The 16396-nt window shown below is 43.6% G+C and carries 17 protein-coding genes and 1 pseudogene; 9 read left to right on the forward strand and 9 right to left on the reverse strand.

The window, feature by feature from the left end; genetic code table 11:
* Positions 1 to 169 precede the first annotated feature (169 nt).
* Complete coding sequence (gene cueR, locus ACED25_RS17600; protein ID WP_009847356.1) at positions 170 to 565, forward strand: Cu(I)-responsive transcriptional regulator; 396 nt, start codon at positions 170 to 172, stop codon at positions 563 to 565.
* Between the two features lie 37 nt (positions 566 to 602).
* Here cueR and ACED25_RS17605 read toward each other — a convergent pair whose 3' ends face one another.
* From ACED25_RS17605 to ACED25_RS17625, 5 genes and pseudogenes are all read right to left on the reverse strand, one after another.
* A complete protein-coding gene (locus ACED25_RS17605) occupies positions 603 to 1058 on the reverse strand; it encodes an NfeD family protein (protein ID WP_009847355.1) in 456 nt (151 codons plus the stop codon).
* 3 nt (positions 1059 to 1061) lie between these two features.
* Positions 1062 to 1991 (reverse strand): SPFH domain-containing protein, encoded by a 930-nt coding sequence (locus ACED25_RS17610; RefSeq protein WP_009847354.1) that lies wholly within the window; start codon positions 1989 to 1991, stop codon positions 1062 to 1064.
* A 208-nt stretch (positions 1992 to 2199) separates the two neighbouring features.
* Positions 2200 to 3054 (reverse strand): co-chaperone YbbN, encoded by an 855-nt coding sequence (locus tag ACED25_RS17615; RefSeq protein WP_371695789.1) that lies wholly within the window; start codon positions 3052 to 3054, stop codon positions 2200 to 2202.
* 395 nt (positions 3055 to 3449) lie between these two features.
* Positions 3450 to 4276 (reverse strand): annotated as a pseudogene (locus ACED25_RS17620) (SDR family oxidoreductase).
* Between the two features lie 43 nt (positions 4277 to 4319).
* On the reverse strand, positions 4320 to 5234 hold the full coding sequence (locus ACED25_RS17625; protein WP_371695790.1) for a TIGR01777 family oxidoreductase: 915 nt from the start codon (positions 5232 to 5234) through the stop codon (positions 4320 to 4322).
* A 300-nt stretch (positions 5235 to 5534) separates the two neighbouring features.
* On the opposite strand from ACED25_RS17625, the gene ACED25_RS17630 reads away from it, so the two are divergent.
* The 5 genes from ACED25_RS17630 to yfcE are packed head-to-tail and all read left to right on the forward strand — an operon-like array spanning position 5535 to position 8397.
* Entirely contained in the window at positions 5535 to 6269 is a 735-nt protein-coding gene (locus ACED25_RS17630; protein ID WP_017096852.1) for a DUF1538 domain-containing protein, read from the forward strand.
* Complete coding sequence (locus tag ACED25_RS17635; protein WP_017096853.1) at positions 6266 to 7060, forward strand: DUF1538 domain-containing protein; 795 nt, start codon at positions 6266 to 6268, stop codon at positions 7058 to 7060. The genes ACED25_RS17630 and ACED25_RS17635 overlap by 4 nt, the downstream gene beginning before the upstream one ends.
* Entirely contained in the window at positions 7050 to 7400 is a 351-nt protein-coding gene (locus ACED25_RS17640) for a P-II family nitrogen regulator (protein WP_009847348.1), read from the forward strand. Before ACED25_RS17635 ends, ACED25_RS17640 begins: the two co-directional genes overlap by 11 nt.
* Positions 7397 to 7804 carry a CBS domain-containing protein gene (locus tag ACED25_RS17645; RefSeq protein WP_009847347.1) on the forward strand — a complete coding sequence of 136 codons (408 nt, stop codon included), beginning with the start codon at positions 7397 to 7399 and terminating at the stop codon, positions 7802 to 7804. Before ACED25_RS17640 ends, ACED25_RS17645 begins: the two co-directional genes overlap by 4 nt.
* A 47-nt stretch (positions 7805 to 7851) precedes the next feature.
* Positions 7852 to 8397, forward strand: a complete 546-nt coding sequence (gene yfcE, locus ACED25_RS17650; protein ID WP_102250398.1) for a phosphodiesterase — start codon at positions 7852 to 7854, stop codon at positions 8395 to 8397.
* Between the two features lie 30 nt (positions 8398 to 8427).
* Here yfcE and ACED25_RS17655 read toward each other — a convergent pair whose 3' ends face one another.
* The 3 genes from ACED25_RS17655 to ACED25_RS17665 all read right to left on the reverse strand — a co-directional run bounded on the left by ACED25_RS17655 (position 8428) and on the right by ACED25_RS17665 (position 10318).
* Positions 8428 to 8739: a SelT/SelW/SelH family protein gene (locus ACED25_RS17655; protein WP_017096855.1), complete on the reverse strand. Its 312-nt coding sequence runs from the start codon at positions 8737 to 8739 to the stop codon at positions 8428 to 8430.
* A 150-nt stretch (positions 8740 to 8889) separates the two neighbouring features.
* Entirely contained in the window at positions 8890 to 9405 is a 516-nt protein-coding gene (locus ACED25_RS17660; protein WP_029223803.1) for a regulatory protein ToxS, read from the reverse strand.
* A 1-nt stretch (position 9406) separates the two neighbouring features.
* Positions 9407 to 10318, reverse strand: coding sequence for a transcriptional regulator (locus tag ACED25_RS17665; RefSeq protein WP_371695791.1), 912 nt, complete (start codon positions 10316 to 10318; stop codon positions 9407 to 9409).
* 270 nt (positions 10319 to 10588) lie between these two features.
* Here ACED25_RS17665 and htpG point away from each other — a divergent pair, with 270 nt between their 5' ends.
* From htpG to hemH, 3 genes are all read left to right on the forward strand, one after another.
* Positions 10589 to 12493 carry a molecular chaperone HtpG gene (gene htpG / locus ACED25_RS17670; RefSeq protein ID WP_371695792.1) on the forward strand — a complete coding sequence of 635 codons (1905 nt, stop codon included), beginning with the start codon at positions 10589 to 10591 and terminating at the stop codon, positions 12491 to 12493.
* Between the two features lie 388 nt (positions 12494 to 12881).
* The gene (gene adk / locus ACED25_RS17675) at positions 12882 to 13526 is read left to right on the forward strand and encodes an adenylate kinase (RefSeq protein ID WP_009847341.1); all 645 of its coding nucleotides are present in this window, start codon (positions 12882 to 12884) and stop codon (positions 13524 to 13526) included.
* Between the two features lie 276 nt (positions 13527 to 13802).
* The gene (gene hemH, locus ACED25_RS17680; protein WP_012604545.1) at positions 13803 to 14765 is read left to right on the forward strand and encodes a ferrochelatase; all 963 of its coding nucleotides are present in this window, start codon (positions 13803 to 13805) and stop codon (positions 14763 to 14765) included.
* 106 nt (positions 14766 to 14871) lie between these two features.
* Here the strand turns inward: hemH and ACED25_RS17685 are convergent, their stop codons facing one another.
* Positions 14872 to 16257, reverse strand: coding sequence for a peptide MFS transporter (locus ACED25_RS17685; RefSeq protein WP_012604544.1), 1386 nt, complete (start codon positions 16255 to 16257; stop codon positions 14872 to 14874).
* Between the last annotated feature and the right edge of the window lie 139 nt (positions 16258 to 16396).

Genomic DNA, 16396 nt, shown 5'->3' on the forward strand with positions numbered 1-16396 from the left:
ATCTAAGCTACTCTCATCATTTGATGTAAAATAGCCATAAACAGCAGACTTTATTTTCGAACATTATATTGCTTCAATGTTTTGTTTCGGTAGCTAGCATTCCTAGATGTTTGAATAATAGTCTTAGGTTTCTAAATAGTTTTTAAGCGATATTTACTTGAGTAATATTATGAACATAAGCGAAGTTGCAAGCCTCACACAGTTATCACCTAAGTCTATTCGTTTGTATGAAGACAAAGGGGTGATATCTGCACCGTTACGTTCTGAAAATGGTTATCGGTCTTATGGTGAGAAGCAGATCAAGGAGCTCGGAATCGTAGCGAAAGCGAGAAGCGCTGGTTTTTCGCTTGATGAGTGTCGTGCGCTTGTTGAATTAGCCGACAACCCATGTCGCGAAAGTGCTGATGTTAAAGCAAAAGCGTTAAGTAAATTGGAAGAAGTGAATAAAAAAATTGAAGACTTATTGATCATTCAGAAGACATTGAAAGAGTGGGTTGAACAATGCCCTGGTGACTCAAATAGCCATTGCCCAATTATCGATTCACTTGTAGAGAAAAAGCCATAAGTTGGTTACTTATGGCTTTGAAGGAGGTTTTTCTTGATTATTGTTTAGTAGGGCTTATCGTGAGAACAATGCCATCGACAGCAGTAATCACGACTTCCTCTCCCGCATCAATATCATGTGTACTCATCGCAGACCATGAGCTATCCCCTAGCTTTATCCTGCAGTTACCTTTTTGTACCGGCTCTAAGAGGCGAGTCTTTCTTCCAATCAGTTGCTTCTCTCGCTGATTAAGGTCTCGAGTAGAGTCTGATTGCTTGTCACTAGATAGCTGTCTTCTCCACCACAGCCAAGTGGTGATAAGCGAGAAGCTCGCAAAGGATAGCCATTGCATCTGCCAACCGATTGGTAGTGCGCCTAATAGGGCCCCGACCAGCATGGCAGATATGCCTATCCATAAAAAGTAACCAGCGGTTCCAATTAGCTCAAGCGCTAACAATGCTAGGCCAAACGCTAACCAATGCCAGTAGTTTACTTGTTCGAGTAATTCGACCATATGTTAGTCCTTACTACCCTTGTCATTTTTATGTGCAAACATCTCTGCAATACCCGCGACAGAACCCATTAATCCAGTCGCTTCGAGCGGTAGCATGATGATCTTACCGTTTTCTGCTTGGCCAATAGACTTCAGTGCGTCGGTGTAACCTTGTGCAATAAAGTAATTGACGGCTTGCATGTCACCTTGAGCAATCGCTGTTGATACCATCTCTGTCGCTTTAGCTTCTGCTTCTGCTGCACGTTCACGGGCTTCAGCTTGCAGGATTGCTGCTTGCTTTTGGCCTTCCGCTTTTAAGATTTCTGATTGCTTGTGACCTTCTGCTTTCAATATCTCAGCTTGTCGTACACCCTCTGCCTCTAAGATATCTGCACGTTTGTTACGCTCGGCTTTCATCTGGGCATTCATCGCAGCAGTAAGATCGGCTGGTGGCTGCACGTCTTTAATTTCGATACGCGTAACTTTGACACCCCAAGGGTTTGTCGCTTCATCAACGATATTCAATAATTTGGTGTTAATCATGTCTCGCTGGCTGAGCATTTCATCCAGTTCCATCGAGCCCAGTACAGTACGGATATTGGTGAGAGTTAAATTACGAATCGCGTGCTCAAGATCATTCACCTCATAAGCCGCTTTAGGCGCATCGATCACTTGTACGAAACACACCGCATCAATAACCACATTTGCATTATCTTTGGAGATGACTTCTTGTGCCGGGATGTCGAGAACACGTTCCATCATACTGATGCGTTGTCCGATTTTATCGATAAATGGAATGATCAGATTCAGACCTGGTTGGAGGGTTTGTGTATAACGGCCGAAGCGTTCTACTGTCCAGTTATTGCCTTGCGGAACCGTTTTTACTCCGGCGAAAATAAACAATATTGCGACGGCAGTAAAGACGCCGATAGTAATCAATGTATCAATAGCCATACAAAATCCTTTGCAAGTTTAAGTTTTTGATAGTTCAGTATTGATACTGGCTCATATTTAAATTCTGAGCAAATTTATAAATGTAAATGGGCCATAAAATATTGATTTTATGGCCCATTTACATTATTTAATTCGATAAACTAATTGATTGAATTGTCAGTTTTCGATGAGATATACGATGCTTATCTTTAGTGCTTTTAGGGTTTAGTTAGTAGAGCAGAGAGTACAGCTGTCGGCGGTACTTACTGGCAACTGGGTTACCTTGTCCAAGCGCACTTAAGATATCCATGAACTCTTTTTTCATATCGCCATCGCAAGCATTTAGATCTTTTGCAAGGAAAGACCACAACAGTTCCATCGCTTCTTCGTTGCGATTCACTTGGTGATATTGCAATGCTAATTCAGATGCTGTCTTAGCGTCATTTGGGTCTTGCTGAAGAGTGGTTTCTAATGCTTGTATTTCAGGGCTGTCTGCTGCTTGCTTGTGAAGCTCAAGCTTTGCGACTAAGCCTTTGTAGTAATTGTCTTGATATTCTAGAGGGATAGTCGACAGTTGAGTTTCAGCTAGATCAAACTGTTGCGTTTCTAGTAAACATTCTGCGATTGCCAGTTTTACCTCGCCTTTGCTCGTCAGCTCTATTGGCAATTGTTGCATTGCTGCGAGCGCTTGTGCGTGCTCGCCTGCTTGCATTTGCTCGAGAGCCTGACGCAGTGCGAGCTCGTCTTGGCTAGGAAGATGTTTTCCTAACATTTCAACAATCGCTTCTATGCTTTGTGGGCCACCCAAACCATCAACAGGCTGACCGTTAACAAACAGTGCAATAGTAGGGAGTGCTTGTACGCCAAATTGGCTAGCAATTGCCTGCTCTTGTTCACAATTCAACAGAGCTAAAGTAAAAGCGCCGTTGTATTGCTGAGTTAATGTTTGCAGTTCAGGGATCACCTGAGCACTTTCTTGGCTCATTGGTGCCCAAAAGTGGATGAGTACAGGCGTCTGCATTGAGGTTTCTAATACTTGACGAAAGTTCTGCTCATTAAGTTCAACAATATGCGGAGATTGCATTTACGTTCCTTGAGGTGTGTTTTGTGGGTACGTTGCAAATATGGGGGGAGATGCTGGTAACTTCAAGATCTAACTTGGTTATCTCAAATAAAAAGAGCCAAAATAGAAAAACGCTATGCTTCTATGTTGATAGAGTGGTGATCTCAACAGGGAAGGCATAGCGTTATCATTGAGGTGGTCAGTGAGGCATAGCGTAAGATACTCAAAACAGAATAAACAACGTAATCGCCAGACTCACACCGACCCAATTAAGGCGGTTTAAAGTCATGAAATATCCAGATTAGGTTCATCAATTGGGAATAATTGATGAGATAGGACAATCATGACATCTTATTGTTACGGAAAAATTACATCGTTACATTAAAGTTTGCGACTGTTGATGCAAAGTTAGTAATTTATGCTGCTTTTCTCAAAATAGGGTCTAGCAAGCGACTCGGTAGAATTCTTTTCAATACCGCGAACACTTTAGTTGGGGTCGTCACTCGGTATCTGAGTTTGGGCTTATCGGCGGTGAGTGCGTGATAAACCGGTTCAATACAACTTTCAGGCGGGAGAACAAAAGCGTTGTTCGATGACTCTTTTCCGAGTCGGTCTTTTTGTTGTTGATAAGCTTCTTGATGAGCGCTGCCAGCAATGGTGATCCATTTATTGAAAGCTTTCAGGGCATTATTTCTAAATTGGGTTTCTATTGGACCTGGCTGCAATAACGAGATATGAATACCACTACCATGTAGTTCTAAACGTAAGGTATCTGTCCAGCCTTCTAGCGCGAACTTTGAAGCGTTGTAAGCGCCACGATATTTCATGGCCGCGAAGCCTAATACGGAACTGTTTTGTACGATTCGGCCTTCGCCGCGTTCGCGCATGTGCGGGAGGATCTGACAAACAAGATGGTGCCAGCCAAAGAAGTTGGTTTCGAATTGTTCTCTGAGACCTTGGGTCGGTAAGTCTTCTAGCGCGCCAGCTTGACCATAAGCGCCGTTATTGAATAAGCCAATAATCCGTTAGGCGCTAGCTCAATAGCAAGTTGTGCAGCTTGCTCAATGCTTTCTTGGTTAGAAAGGTCGAGCTGTATGCAGGTCAGTCCCTCATCTTGCAGACGCTGTACATCTTGCGGATGACGACACGATGCAATGACGTGGAAGCCACGCTTTTGTAGTGCATGCGCACATGTGTAGCCAATACCCGTTGAGCAACCGGTGATCAGAATCGACTTGTTCACGCTTAATCCTTCATTAGAGTCTTTATCGCTCTAGGGTAAAGAATTAGTCTTGATGTTGTAACAAGTTTTTTAATGCCGGTTCGATTCTTGAGTAACTAAAGATAAATCCCATTTCAGTGAGTTTCTTTGGTTTGGAACGAATGCTGTCAAAGAGCAAACAAGAAGATTCCCCCATCAGAAGCGACATTGCCCATTTCGGAGTGAATAGGAAATGAGGTCGGCGTAGTTGCTTGGCGAGTGTGCTGCTGAACAGTTTGTTGGTGACAGGGTGCGGGGCACACATATTAAATTCCCCTTGAGCGTGAGGAATTGACAATAAGTGGTTGATGGCTCTCACCATATCAAGCATGTGAATCCAAGGCATGTACTGTTCGCCTGAACCAAGTGGTCCGCCTACTCCGAGTTTGTAGGGCATTAGCATCTTCTTCAACGCGCCGCCATTTTCGCCTAACACAATCCCTGTTCTTAGTAGTATCACACGCGTCTCATCGGATTGGGCTCTCTTGGCTATATCTTCCCAGTACGCGCAGACTTTGTGAGGAAAACTTTCGTCTTCTACTCGTAGTGATTCATCAAATGGGTGTTGCTGTTGATCGCCATAGTAACCCACGGCTGAGCCGCTAATGAAAGCCTGCGGTGGGTTGCTACTGGCATGAATTAACTCGACCAGTTTTTCAGTAATGTGCCAACGACTGTTACAGATCCTCTCTTTTTGCTCTGTACTCCAACGCTTATCGGCAATCGGTTCACCCGCGAGGTTGACCACCACATCAAAGTCATTGAGATCACTGAGCTCATCAAGAGATTGAATGTAATGAAGGTTATTCTGGTTCAGGTGATTTAGGTTTTGCTTCGCTTTTTCGGGGCTCCGTGTCAACAATGTCACATCGTCAGTATTCCAACTTTTGACCAATTCAGAACCAATAAATCCCGTACCACCAGTTAACAATATCTTCATACCAATCTCCCTATTAAACATAATTATAGACATGGCTTGTTTTTGAACGCCAATCAATACGAAAAAATCACTATAACGATCATAAGGTTTCAATCGTGTGATACCCAAATTACGCCGTATCAATTTACGAAAGAATGAAATTAAATTCATCAGGTTAGGATGTATACCGCTATCACACTTATGCACTTTACTCCGATATGTTACCAACTGCGTAATATTTGTCACATAAGGAATGATAAGGATTTGCCATGATTATTAGTAATTAATAACCAGACACAATTTCAATGACTAGGAGTTGCGATGACGGCAGTGCTTGCTTTGTTTCGAGCCATGTTAGGTAGCCTAAGGGATCTCTTGCCGATCGTGGCTGTGATTGCTTTCTTCCAGCTTGTTGTTTTGCAAGAACCACTCCCTCATCTGTTGTCTATTCTAACTGGCTTAGTGCTGGTGGTTTTTGGACTGACTTTTTTTATCTTTGGCCTTGAAATGGGTCTGTTCCCAATCGGCGAGTCGATGGCTCAAGCTTTTGCTCGTAAGGGGAGCGTGTTTTGGTTATTGACCTTCGCTTTCTGTTTAGGGTTTGGTACCACCATTGCGGAACCCGCATTAACCGCAGTGGCCGCCGAAGCAGCAGAAGTGGCCGCTGAAGGTGGTGTTATTCCTAACTCTCTAGACGAAATGGAACAGTACGCCGATGGCTTGCGTTTCACCGTAGCATTGTCGGTGGGGATCGCCATCTTACTTGGGGTGCTGCGAATCTTAAAAGGTTGGCCAATTCAGTACATGATCATCGGAGGTTATATTGGAGTGGTGGTGCTCACTGCATTTGCCCCTGAAAACATCATTGGGATTGCGTACGACTCTGGCGGAGTGACTACATCGACCATTACCGTTCCGTTAGTGACCGCATTGGGAGTGGGTTTAGCCTCTGCGATTAAAGGGAGAAATCCGATGATTGATGGCTTTGGATTGATCGCCTTTGCTTCACTGCTGCCGATGATGTTTGTCATGGTCTACGGGATGGTGGTGACATGATCAGTGCTCAGCAATTTATCGACACCTTTCTTGGTACTGTCATGGATGTGATTCCGATTGCGGTGATCATCTTCGGTTTCCAATTAGCGGTGCTGCGCAAGCCAGTTAATAACTTAGGCAAAGTGCTGATAGGTTTCTTTTACGTCATTCTTGGGTTGTCGCTCTTTTTGATGGGGTTAGAGCTCGCGCTGTTTCCTTTAGGGGAGACTATGGCAATGCAACTCACCGAACCAAGTTTTTTGACTGAGTTCAAGGTCAGTTCAGGCCTTGCCTTAGTTTGGTTTGATTATTACTGGGTTTACCTTTTCGCGTTTTGTATTGGTTTCAGTACCACGATAGCCGAGCCTTCTTTGATCGCCGTTGCTATTAAGGCAAACCAAGTTTCCGGTGGCAGTATCAGTGTTAACGGGCTGAGGATCTCCGTGGCGTTAGGCGTAGCGATTGGCATATCGCTAGGTAGTTATCGCATCGTGGCTGGCGACCCTATCCATTACTACATCATTGTTGGTTATGTCATTGTGGTGATTCAGACCTTTTATGCTCCCAAATTGATTATTCCATTGGCTTACGATTCTGGTGGGGTTACGACATCAACGGTGACGGTTCCTTTAGTGACGGCACTTGGGTTGGGACTCGCGTCAACGGTGCCAGGAAGAAATCCGCTAATTGATGGCTTTGGGTTGATTGCTTTCGCGAGCTTATTTCCAATTATATCCGTGATGGGGTATGCACAAATAACGCAATGGCTAAACCGATCACAATCCTCTAAGGAGAGCAAAGATGCGCTTTAAACTTATCTTAGCGTTTGTAGAAGAGAGCAAGACCGATATCGTGCTCGACGCCGCGCGTGATGCGGGTGCAACAGGGGCAACCGTGATTAACAATGCCAGAGGGCAGGGGCTAAACCAAAAGCGCACCTTCTTTGGGTTAACGTTAGAGGTGCAAAAAGATGTGCTGCTGTTTGTCGTCGAGGAGCACCTAGCTAGGCATATTCTAGAAACTATCGGTGAAGTCGGGGAGTTTGACCAAGAGTCAGGGCAAGGGATAGCAGTGCAGATCGATGTCGAAGATGCAGTCGGGGTCGCGCACCAAGTTGAAACATTAACTAAGGTTGTGGAGGACGAGTTATGAGTGGCAGTGAAAAAATCCGAGTAAGCGATGTAATGGCTAATACGTATGTGATTATCGATGGACTAACCACTGTGTTGGAAGCGATAGAGATGGCTAAGAAGCACAAAGTGAAAGCTATCATTGTCGATAAGCGCCACGAAGATGACGAATACGGCATCGTATTGATGAATGATATTGCCAAGAAAGTACTGGCTAAGAACCGTTCTCCGAAGCGAACCAATGTTTATGAGATCATGACCAAGCCAGCGCTAAGCGTGTCTGCCGATATGAATGTGAAGTACTGTGCACGCTTGTTTGAGCGTTTTGGTATCAGTCGTGCCCCTGTGGTCAGTGACCATAAAATAGTCGGTATGGTTAGTTACAATAATATCGTGATCAACGGTATGGCGAGAGATGACGTGTAGCTGTTAGATACGTACAATAGGCTCATAAATTTTATGGAGAAGTACGTGTGAAATTATTTTTTGCTTCAGACCTACACGGTTCGCTGCCAGCAACAGAAAAGGTATTAGAACTCTACCAAGCGTCTGGTGCGCAATATTTAGTGCTATTGGGTGACATTCTGAATCATGGTCCAAGAAACCCGATCCCTGAAGGGTATAACCCGCCAGCGGTTGCAGAGAAGTTGAATGCGTTTTCTCAAGAGATCATTGCCGTTCGTGGTAACTGTGATAGCGAAGTGGATCAGATGTTGTTGTCTTTTCCAATGATGATGGATTACTCGTGGGTGCTATTAGAATCAGGCCAACGTATCTTCCTAACCCATGGCCATTTGTACAACACCAATAAACGCCCTGCGCTGAAGGCGGGCGATATTATTGCCCATGGTCATACTCATATTCCTGTTGCTGAATACCAAGATGAGATCTTTATCTTTAATCCTAGCTCGGTGACATTCCCACGAGATGGTCACGCGGCTAGCTACGGTGTATATGAAAATAAAACGTTCAAAGTTATTAGCCTTGAGGGTGACGTAATTGTGAGTGGCGAGCTTTAAATAAACTCAATCGGCGGCGTTAGAAAAGGCTTACTTTGAGTCTACGTGGCCGAGGTCCCTGTCTGGAGCAATGATGTTTCGCACTCTTTGCTTCAGAACTTTAGCTTCAGGAAAACCGTCGTCCGCTTTTCTTTCCCAAATCTGTATTCCATTACAAAAAACCTCAAATCGACCTCCGGTATCAGGGTGTAAACTCACTTGCTCTATCTCTTCACTGAAAGTATGCAGTAACTCTTGGCATAACCAACTAGAACGAAGCATCCAATTGCATTGACGACAATAGTGTATTGCGATGGTTGCCTTGGTGATTGATGCACTTACCGAGCTTGGTTCTGTATTCATAGATACCCCTAAAAATCCTAAAACAGTAGTTTGATGTCAACAGTTAATAAAAAAGGGGCATCATGCCCCTTTCTATTGGTATATCGTTTAATGATATACAGTAAATCACTGTTGAGTTTTAGCTTAATCTGATTTTAGTTTGAGACAATATTAGTTTGAGAATAACACAGTAGAACCATGATTTAAGCTAGTGAGCAGCAGTGCTTTCTGATTAATAATATCAATGCGTCGGCTTTGCTCTGCATCCATCTTAATCACTTGAGTTATCAGTTCTAGCTGCTCTTCCGAAAAATCTTGGCGCTCAGCAGAAGTCACATCTTTAAACTCCGTTGGCGAAATCAGTAAATAGTTATCGTTGATATCCCACTGACCTGTTTCGGAGATATTGATGACGTTTGCGGGTGCAGTCTGAGTGCTATACAACCTAACCACTGACATTCTCAAATACGTACCATTTGGTAGGTATTTTGCATTCGATGACAACTCAACTTTACGCAGTGGTCCGATTGAATCCTCTTGCTTGAGATCGCTAATCAGCGTCACCATTTTCGATTGCCATTCGTGTTGTGTCAGCAAACGCTCTACTTTTGCATCGCTACCCCAGTACAACCAACCGCTAAAGAAAGCAGAGATAACCAGTAAAATAATGGATACTTTTAATTTCATGTTACTGACCACCGTTACAAATGTCGTTTACATCCGACTGGTTTGCGTAAATTCTTAGAGTTACATTCTCGCTCGAGTAATCTTGAGGGTGAATATAGTTTAGAGCTAGATTGTTACCTTGCCCGCCTGTTGCAATCACCTCAGTTGGCTTTAGCATGCCTGTGTGGTTGGTGTTGTAACGCAATACACATTTCTCTATCGCTGGTAGCCAACTAGTCAGAGTCGGGTGGTTAATAGGTGTTTGAACTTTGACACCATTGACCTCTGCTAATGTTCGAAACTCTGACTCTGCTGGGTTCGTTAACGTCAAAACGAGTACTGGCATGATGAAAGCGACAAGCAGTATTCCAAACGTTAACCATTTATTCGAACTTTCATCTTTAGGTTTAACCTGATTGGTTACTGGCTCGACTTCGACATGATTTTCTTGAGCCTTTGCAGTTGGCTCTGGATCAATAGTTTCAGTGATGACCTCATCAGCTAATGTGGTATTAGCAAATGTTAAAATAGGCTCTACGTCACTTTCTGCAATTTCAGCTGTTGTTGGCTGATCGTTTGATGATAGTGGTGCTGAGCGCTCAACAGTCGCGATAAATTGATAACCACGTTTAGGAACGGTTTTTACAAATGCTGGAGATTTGGTTGAGTCTTTTAGCATTTTTCTGAGTGTCGATACCGCTTGCGTTAAGCTGGAGTCGTCCACCTCAAAGCCTTGGTCTCGCCAAACATATTCGTGTAATTCGTTACGAGTGATAACTTCATTGGGTCTTTCTGACAGCATCAGGAGAATGCGGCTTTCATTGCTGCCAAGACGTACGACTTCACCGTCGCTCATCTGATCAACAAGTGAGTTGCTATTTGGGTCAAATACGAACCGCTGTGCGAGAATAAACTTTGTGCCGATATTGCTCATTGAACTCTTCTATTTTGGATGATTTGGGGTGCGAAATAGACAAATCTCAGGTGAAGTTCTGTTAATTCTTCACCAAATCATGGCTTCTTTTATGTTCTTTTATATTTATAACACTCAAGGATAATAAAAACAGATCAAAAAAACAGTGTTTTTATGCTTTTTGACCTTGAATTTACATTTGTCATCCTCATGTTAATGAACAGAAGAGCGGCATAATGTGCAACGCCCCTATGATTATTCAACATAAAGTATAGATGTTTTGGAGTAAAAATGAGCGAAACGGCAACGCAAAATAAAGAGACTCGTGGCTTTCAATCTGAAGTAAAACAACTACTTCATCTAATGATTCACTCACTGTATTCAAATAAAGAAATCTTTCTACGTGAGCTGATCTCTAACGCATCTGACGCGGCTGATAAGCTTCGTTTCCAAGCGCTATCAAATGGCGAGCTTTACCAAGGCGATGCTGATTTAGGTGTGAAACTTTCGTTCAACACTGAAGCAAATACTTTAACGATCTCTGATAACGGCATAGGTATGAGCCGCGACAACGTTATTGAGCATTTAGGTACTATTGCTAAGTCAGGCACAGCTGACTTTTTCTCAAAGCTGTCTGAAGACCAAAGCAAAGACTCTCAGCTTATTGGCCAATTTGGTGTTGGTTTCTATTCTGCATTTATCGTTGCAGACGCAGTGACTGTTCGCACTCGAGCAGCTGGACTTGCTAATGACCAAGCCGTGCAATGGCACTCTGCGGGTGAAGGTGATTACACTATCGAAGACATCACGAAAGAATCTCGTGGTACAGACATCATTCTTCATATGCGTGAAGACGGCAAAGAGTTCTTAAATGAATGGCGTCTGCGTGAAGTGATTGGTAAGTATTCTGATCACATCGGTATCCCTGTCTCCATCTTCACAGCGGTGAAAGATGACGAAGGTAAAGACACCGAAGAGAAGCATTGGGAGCAGATTAACAAGGCTCAAGCGCTTTGGACTCGTAACAAGTCTGATATCGAGAAAGAAGAGTACCAAGAGTTTTACAAGCACGTATCTCACGACTTTGCTGATCCACTAACGTGGAGCCATAACAAAGTTGAAGGTAAGAACGACTACACAAGCCTACTTTACATCCCAGCTAAAGCACCTTGGGATATGATGAATCGTGACCATAAGAGCGGCCTTAAGCTTTATGTACAGCGCGTATTCATCATGGATGATGCAGAGCAGTTCATGCCATCTTACATGCGTTTCGTTCGCGGCTTGATTGATTCAAACGATTTACCATTGAACGTGTCTCGTGAAATCCTTCAAGATAACAAAGTGACTCAGTCTCTTCGTGGCGCATGTACTAAGCGTGTACTCACTATGCTTGAGCGCATGGCGAAGAATGACAACGATAAGTACTTGGAGTTTTGGAAAGAGTTCGGCCTAGTATTGAAAGAAGGCCCAGCAGAAGACATGGCGAACAAAGAAAAAATCGCTGGTCTACTTCGTTTCTCATCAACGGAAGTGGATTCTGTTGAGCAAACCATCAGCCTAGCTTCTTACGTAGAACGTATGAAGGAAGATCAAGACAAGATCTATTACCTAACGGCAGACAGCTATGCTGCAGCTAAGAACAGTCCACACTTGGAGCAGTTCAAAGCAAAAGGCATTGAAGTGGTTCTAATGTACGATCGTATTGATGAGTACGTAATGAATTACCTGACTGACTTCGACGGCAAACAGTTCCAATCGATCACTAAAGCGGGCTTAGACCTAAGCAAGTTTGAAGGCGAAGAAGAGAAAGAGAAGCAAAAAGAGACAGAAGAAGAGTTCAAATCTGTTGTTGAGCGCACTCAATCTTACCTAGGTGGTCGTGTTAAAGAAGTTCGGACTACGTTCAAGTTAGCAACAACACCTGCGGTTGTGGTGACTGATGACTTCGAAATGGGCACGCAAATGGCTAAGCTTCTTGAAGCTGCGGGTCAAGCGGCACCTGAAGTGAAGTACATCTTTGAGATTAACCCTGAGCACGCACTTGTGAAACAGATGGCTGATGAAGCGGACGAACAAGCGTTTGGTCGTTGGGTTGAGCTACTACTTGGTCAAGCTATGCTGGCTGAAAAGGGCTCAATGGAAGATCCGTCACAATTCTTAGGTGCAATCAACGAACTACTGACAAAACGTTAGTCTTTCGACTTTGGGCTAAGCTCATAATTATAATTAAAAGCTCGCTAATGCGGGCTTTTTTTATGAACGTCGCTTAACTTCATCGAAATGTCACTAAAGTTGCTAACAAGACAAACGCAAACGCTGTCGATACATTCTTTAGTCTTAATTTAAGCAAAATTGAATATTAATGTGATAGAATGCTCGACCTAATCAGCTGGTACTATGAACCTATCATCTCCAGTTGTATGATTTTTAAACGTTATACCGAAACTTACCGTTTTGCTTCTGTTTACAGTTGTGCTTAGCCTCAGTTGTTACCTAACCTCTCTTGTTCGACTTAAATTGAACCGGAAAGGCGGGATAGTGAGCTTCGGTATAAATCATAATTTTTATAAGAGGATTAAACATGCGCATCATTCTTCTAGGTGCTCCTGGCGCGGGTAAAGGTACTCAAGCTAACTTCATCATGAACAAATTTGGTATCCCTCAAATTTCAACTGGTGACATGCTACGTGCTGCTATCAAAGCGGGTACTGAGCTTGGTAAGCAAGCAAAATCAGTAATCGACGCTGGTCAGCTAGTTTCTGATGAAATTATCCTTGGTCTAATCAAAGAGCGTATCGCTCAAGATGACTGTGAGAAAGGTTTCCTACTAGACGGTTTCCCACGCACAATCCCTCAAGCTGATGGCCTAAAAGAAATGGGTATCGCAGTAGACTACGTTGTTGAATTCGACGTAGCTGACGATGTGATTGTTGAGCGTATGGCTGGTCGTCGTGCTCACCTTCCTTCTGGCCGTACATACCACAATGTGTACAACCCGCCTAAAGAAGAAGGTAAAGATGACATCACTGGCGAAGAGCTAGTGGTTCGTGATGACGACAAAGAAGAAACAGTTCGTGCACGTCTAGGTGTATACCACGATCAAACAGCTCCGCTTATCTCTTACTACGGTAAAGAAGCTGAAGCAGGTAACACTAAGTACCTTAAGTTCGACGGTACTAAGCAAGTTGCTGAAGTTAGTGCAGAACTTGAGAAAGCACTAGCATAATTGGCTAACAGCCAGTTTTAGAATTTGATATATTGGAAGCGACCTTAAGGTCGCTTTTTTTGTTTCAATTTTTAGTCATATACCAATCTAGATAAACTCGATTGTGCACTGTTTCCGTGGTACGGCTTAGATTCGCGCGGCTAACGATCAATGTGATGTTGTGATCACCTAGGTTAAGAACGATTATTCTTAAATTTAGTAGCACAACAATGATCTTAAACTTATGTAGATTAGTATATTACGTTCCAGAAAATCACATATTGGTCTCAGGTATCTATGGAAAATAATAAAAAGCAGGGCGTTTTACTGGTGAACTTAGGAACACCAGACTCAGCGACCCCAGCTGGCGTTCGTCGATTTTTGAGTGAATTCTTACACGACAAGCGAGTCGTAAACTTAACGCGTTGGTTGTGGTGTCCTATTTTACATGGGGTGATCTTACCGATTAGAGCGCCGAAAGTGGCTAAGCTGTATCAGTCTGTTTGGATGGATGAAGGCTCACCACTGCTTGTGTACTCTCAAAGACAAGCCGAAAAGCTCCAGAAAAAATTACAGATACCCGTAGCGCTGGGTATGACCTATGGTAACCCAAGCCTTAAAACGGGCGTTGAGCAATTAATGGATCAGGGCGTTGAAGACATCATCGTATTGCCTTTATATCCTCAATACTCAGGCACAACCACAGCGGCCGTATCTGATGGCTTAACCAAGGCCTTTAAGCAGATGCCAGTGATTCCGAGCTATCGCTTTATTCGCGACTACTACGCGCACCCAAGCTACGCAAAAGCATTGGCTGAAAGCGTGCGTAGCCATTGGGATAAAAATGGTAGAGCCGATCATTTAGTTTGTTCTTTCCACGGTATTCCGAAACGATTGGCTGATGAAGGCGACATCTACCCACAGCATTGTGAAGCGACAACAGAGCTCCTTGCTGCTGAGTTAGGCTTATCAGCGGACGATATCACCATGACATACCAATCTCGATTTGGTCGAGAAGAGTGGTTGAAGCCATACACTGACGAGACACTTGAATCATTGCCAAGCAAAGGCATCAAAAAAATCGATATTATGGCGCCTGCATTTTCTGTGGATTGTTTAGAAACGTTAGAAGAGATTTCGGATCAGTGTAAAGAGACCTTCATTGACGCTGGTGGCTCAGACTTTAGCTACATTACGTGTCTGAATGATAGAGACTCGCACATCGATATGATGGCGGAGTTAGTGGCGCTGTATCGTTAAATACGACTTCGCCTAAACTGTCATGCACATCTAAAAATAACAAAAGGGCTGCTCATTGAGCAGCCCTTTTTGATCTGGATGTTTCTTCTTGAAATAGGTCTAGATATTAAGCAACCGAAGTTTCTGCTTTTGGCTCTGCTTCAAGCATCATGTTGCTTTCTACGCCATGCATCCATGATACAAGCTTGCCAGCACAAAGAAGAAGTAAGACGCCACTTATTGTCGCTGTAATTGCGATACCACCGAAGATAGACATTGCGCCAAGCTCACCAACGTGAGAACCCACAAGGCCAGCTACGTAGTTTGCGACAGCGTTGAAGCCAAACCATGCACCCATCATTAACGATGCGAGACGAAGCGGAGCTAATTTAGTGACCAACGACAGGCCAATAGGAGATAGACAAAGTTCGCCAAGGGTATGGAAGAAGAAAGCACCGACTAGCCACAGCATTGATGTTTTCACTGTTAGGTCGCCACCTTGCTCCATTACAGCGCCCATCATGCACACAAAACCAAGAGCTAGGAAGAACAAAGCCATTGCAAATTTCACTGGAGAATTTGGTTCACGCTTACCAAGCTTAACCCAAAATGCAGCAATGATTGGTGCAAGTGTAATGATGAAGAATGGGTTCAGAGATTGGAACCACGCCGCTGGGACTTCAAAGCCACCAATCATGCGGTCAGTATATTGTTGAGTATAGATATTCATCAGACCGCCAGCTTGTTCAAAGCCCGCCCAGAAAACTATGACGAATAGACCCATAACCAGAATAACTTTTAATCGATCGAACTCTTCTTTGGTTAGTGGCGTTTTTTCTTTTGATTTGTTCAGTGCTTTTGCTCGCGCAGCTGCGGGCACTGAACCAATGTTACCTAACCAAGATTGAGCCATTGTCATTTGCATGATTAAGCTAATAACCATACCAATACCAGCGGCTAAGAAACCTGCTTTCCAGCCGAAAGAGTCGACAGCAGCGCCTGAAATCAAGCCACCTAATAATGCACCTAAGTTGATGCCCATGTAGAAAATGGTGAATGCACCGTCACGGCGGTTATCGCCTTCTTGGTATAGGTCGCCAACCATGGTCGAGATGTTTGGCTTAAACATACCGTTACCACTGATAAGTAGTGCTAAACCTAGATAAAGAGCATTTACTTGGTCTAAGCCAATAGCGCCGTTAGGAAGAGCGAGTGTAAACTGGCCGAGTGCCATTAATACACCACCCACTAGGATCGATTTACGTTGTCCTAAGTAGTTATCGGCAATCCAGCCACCGATCAATGGCGTGATGTAGACTAAGCCAGTGTAAATACCGTAGAGATCAAGTGCGTCTTTCGTTGACCAACCAAGTCCACCGTTGAGGGTCGTGTCAGTCAAAAATAAAACAAGGATGGCACGCATCGCGTAGTAGGAGAAACGTTCCCATAGCTCTGTGCTAAATAATAAAAATAGGCCTCTAGGGTGGCCAAAGATGTTGTGATTGCTTGGCATAAGTTTTACTAATTTTAGGTATTAAAAGATTTTATAGTCATTCATGTATACACAGTAGGGTAAAAGTCTGCAATAGGCGTATTTTGTGGTCACGATAACTTGGTTTTGCTAAGGTGTTGATATTAAATAAATTTACTTT

Source organism: Vibrio sp. 1F263 (assembly GCF_041439035.1).
GTDB classification, from domain to species: Bacteria; Pseudomonadota; Gammaproteobacteria; order Enterobacterales; family Vibrionaceae; genus Vibrio; species Vibrio tasmaniensis_A.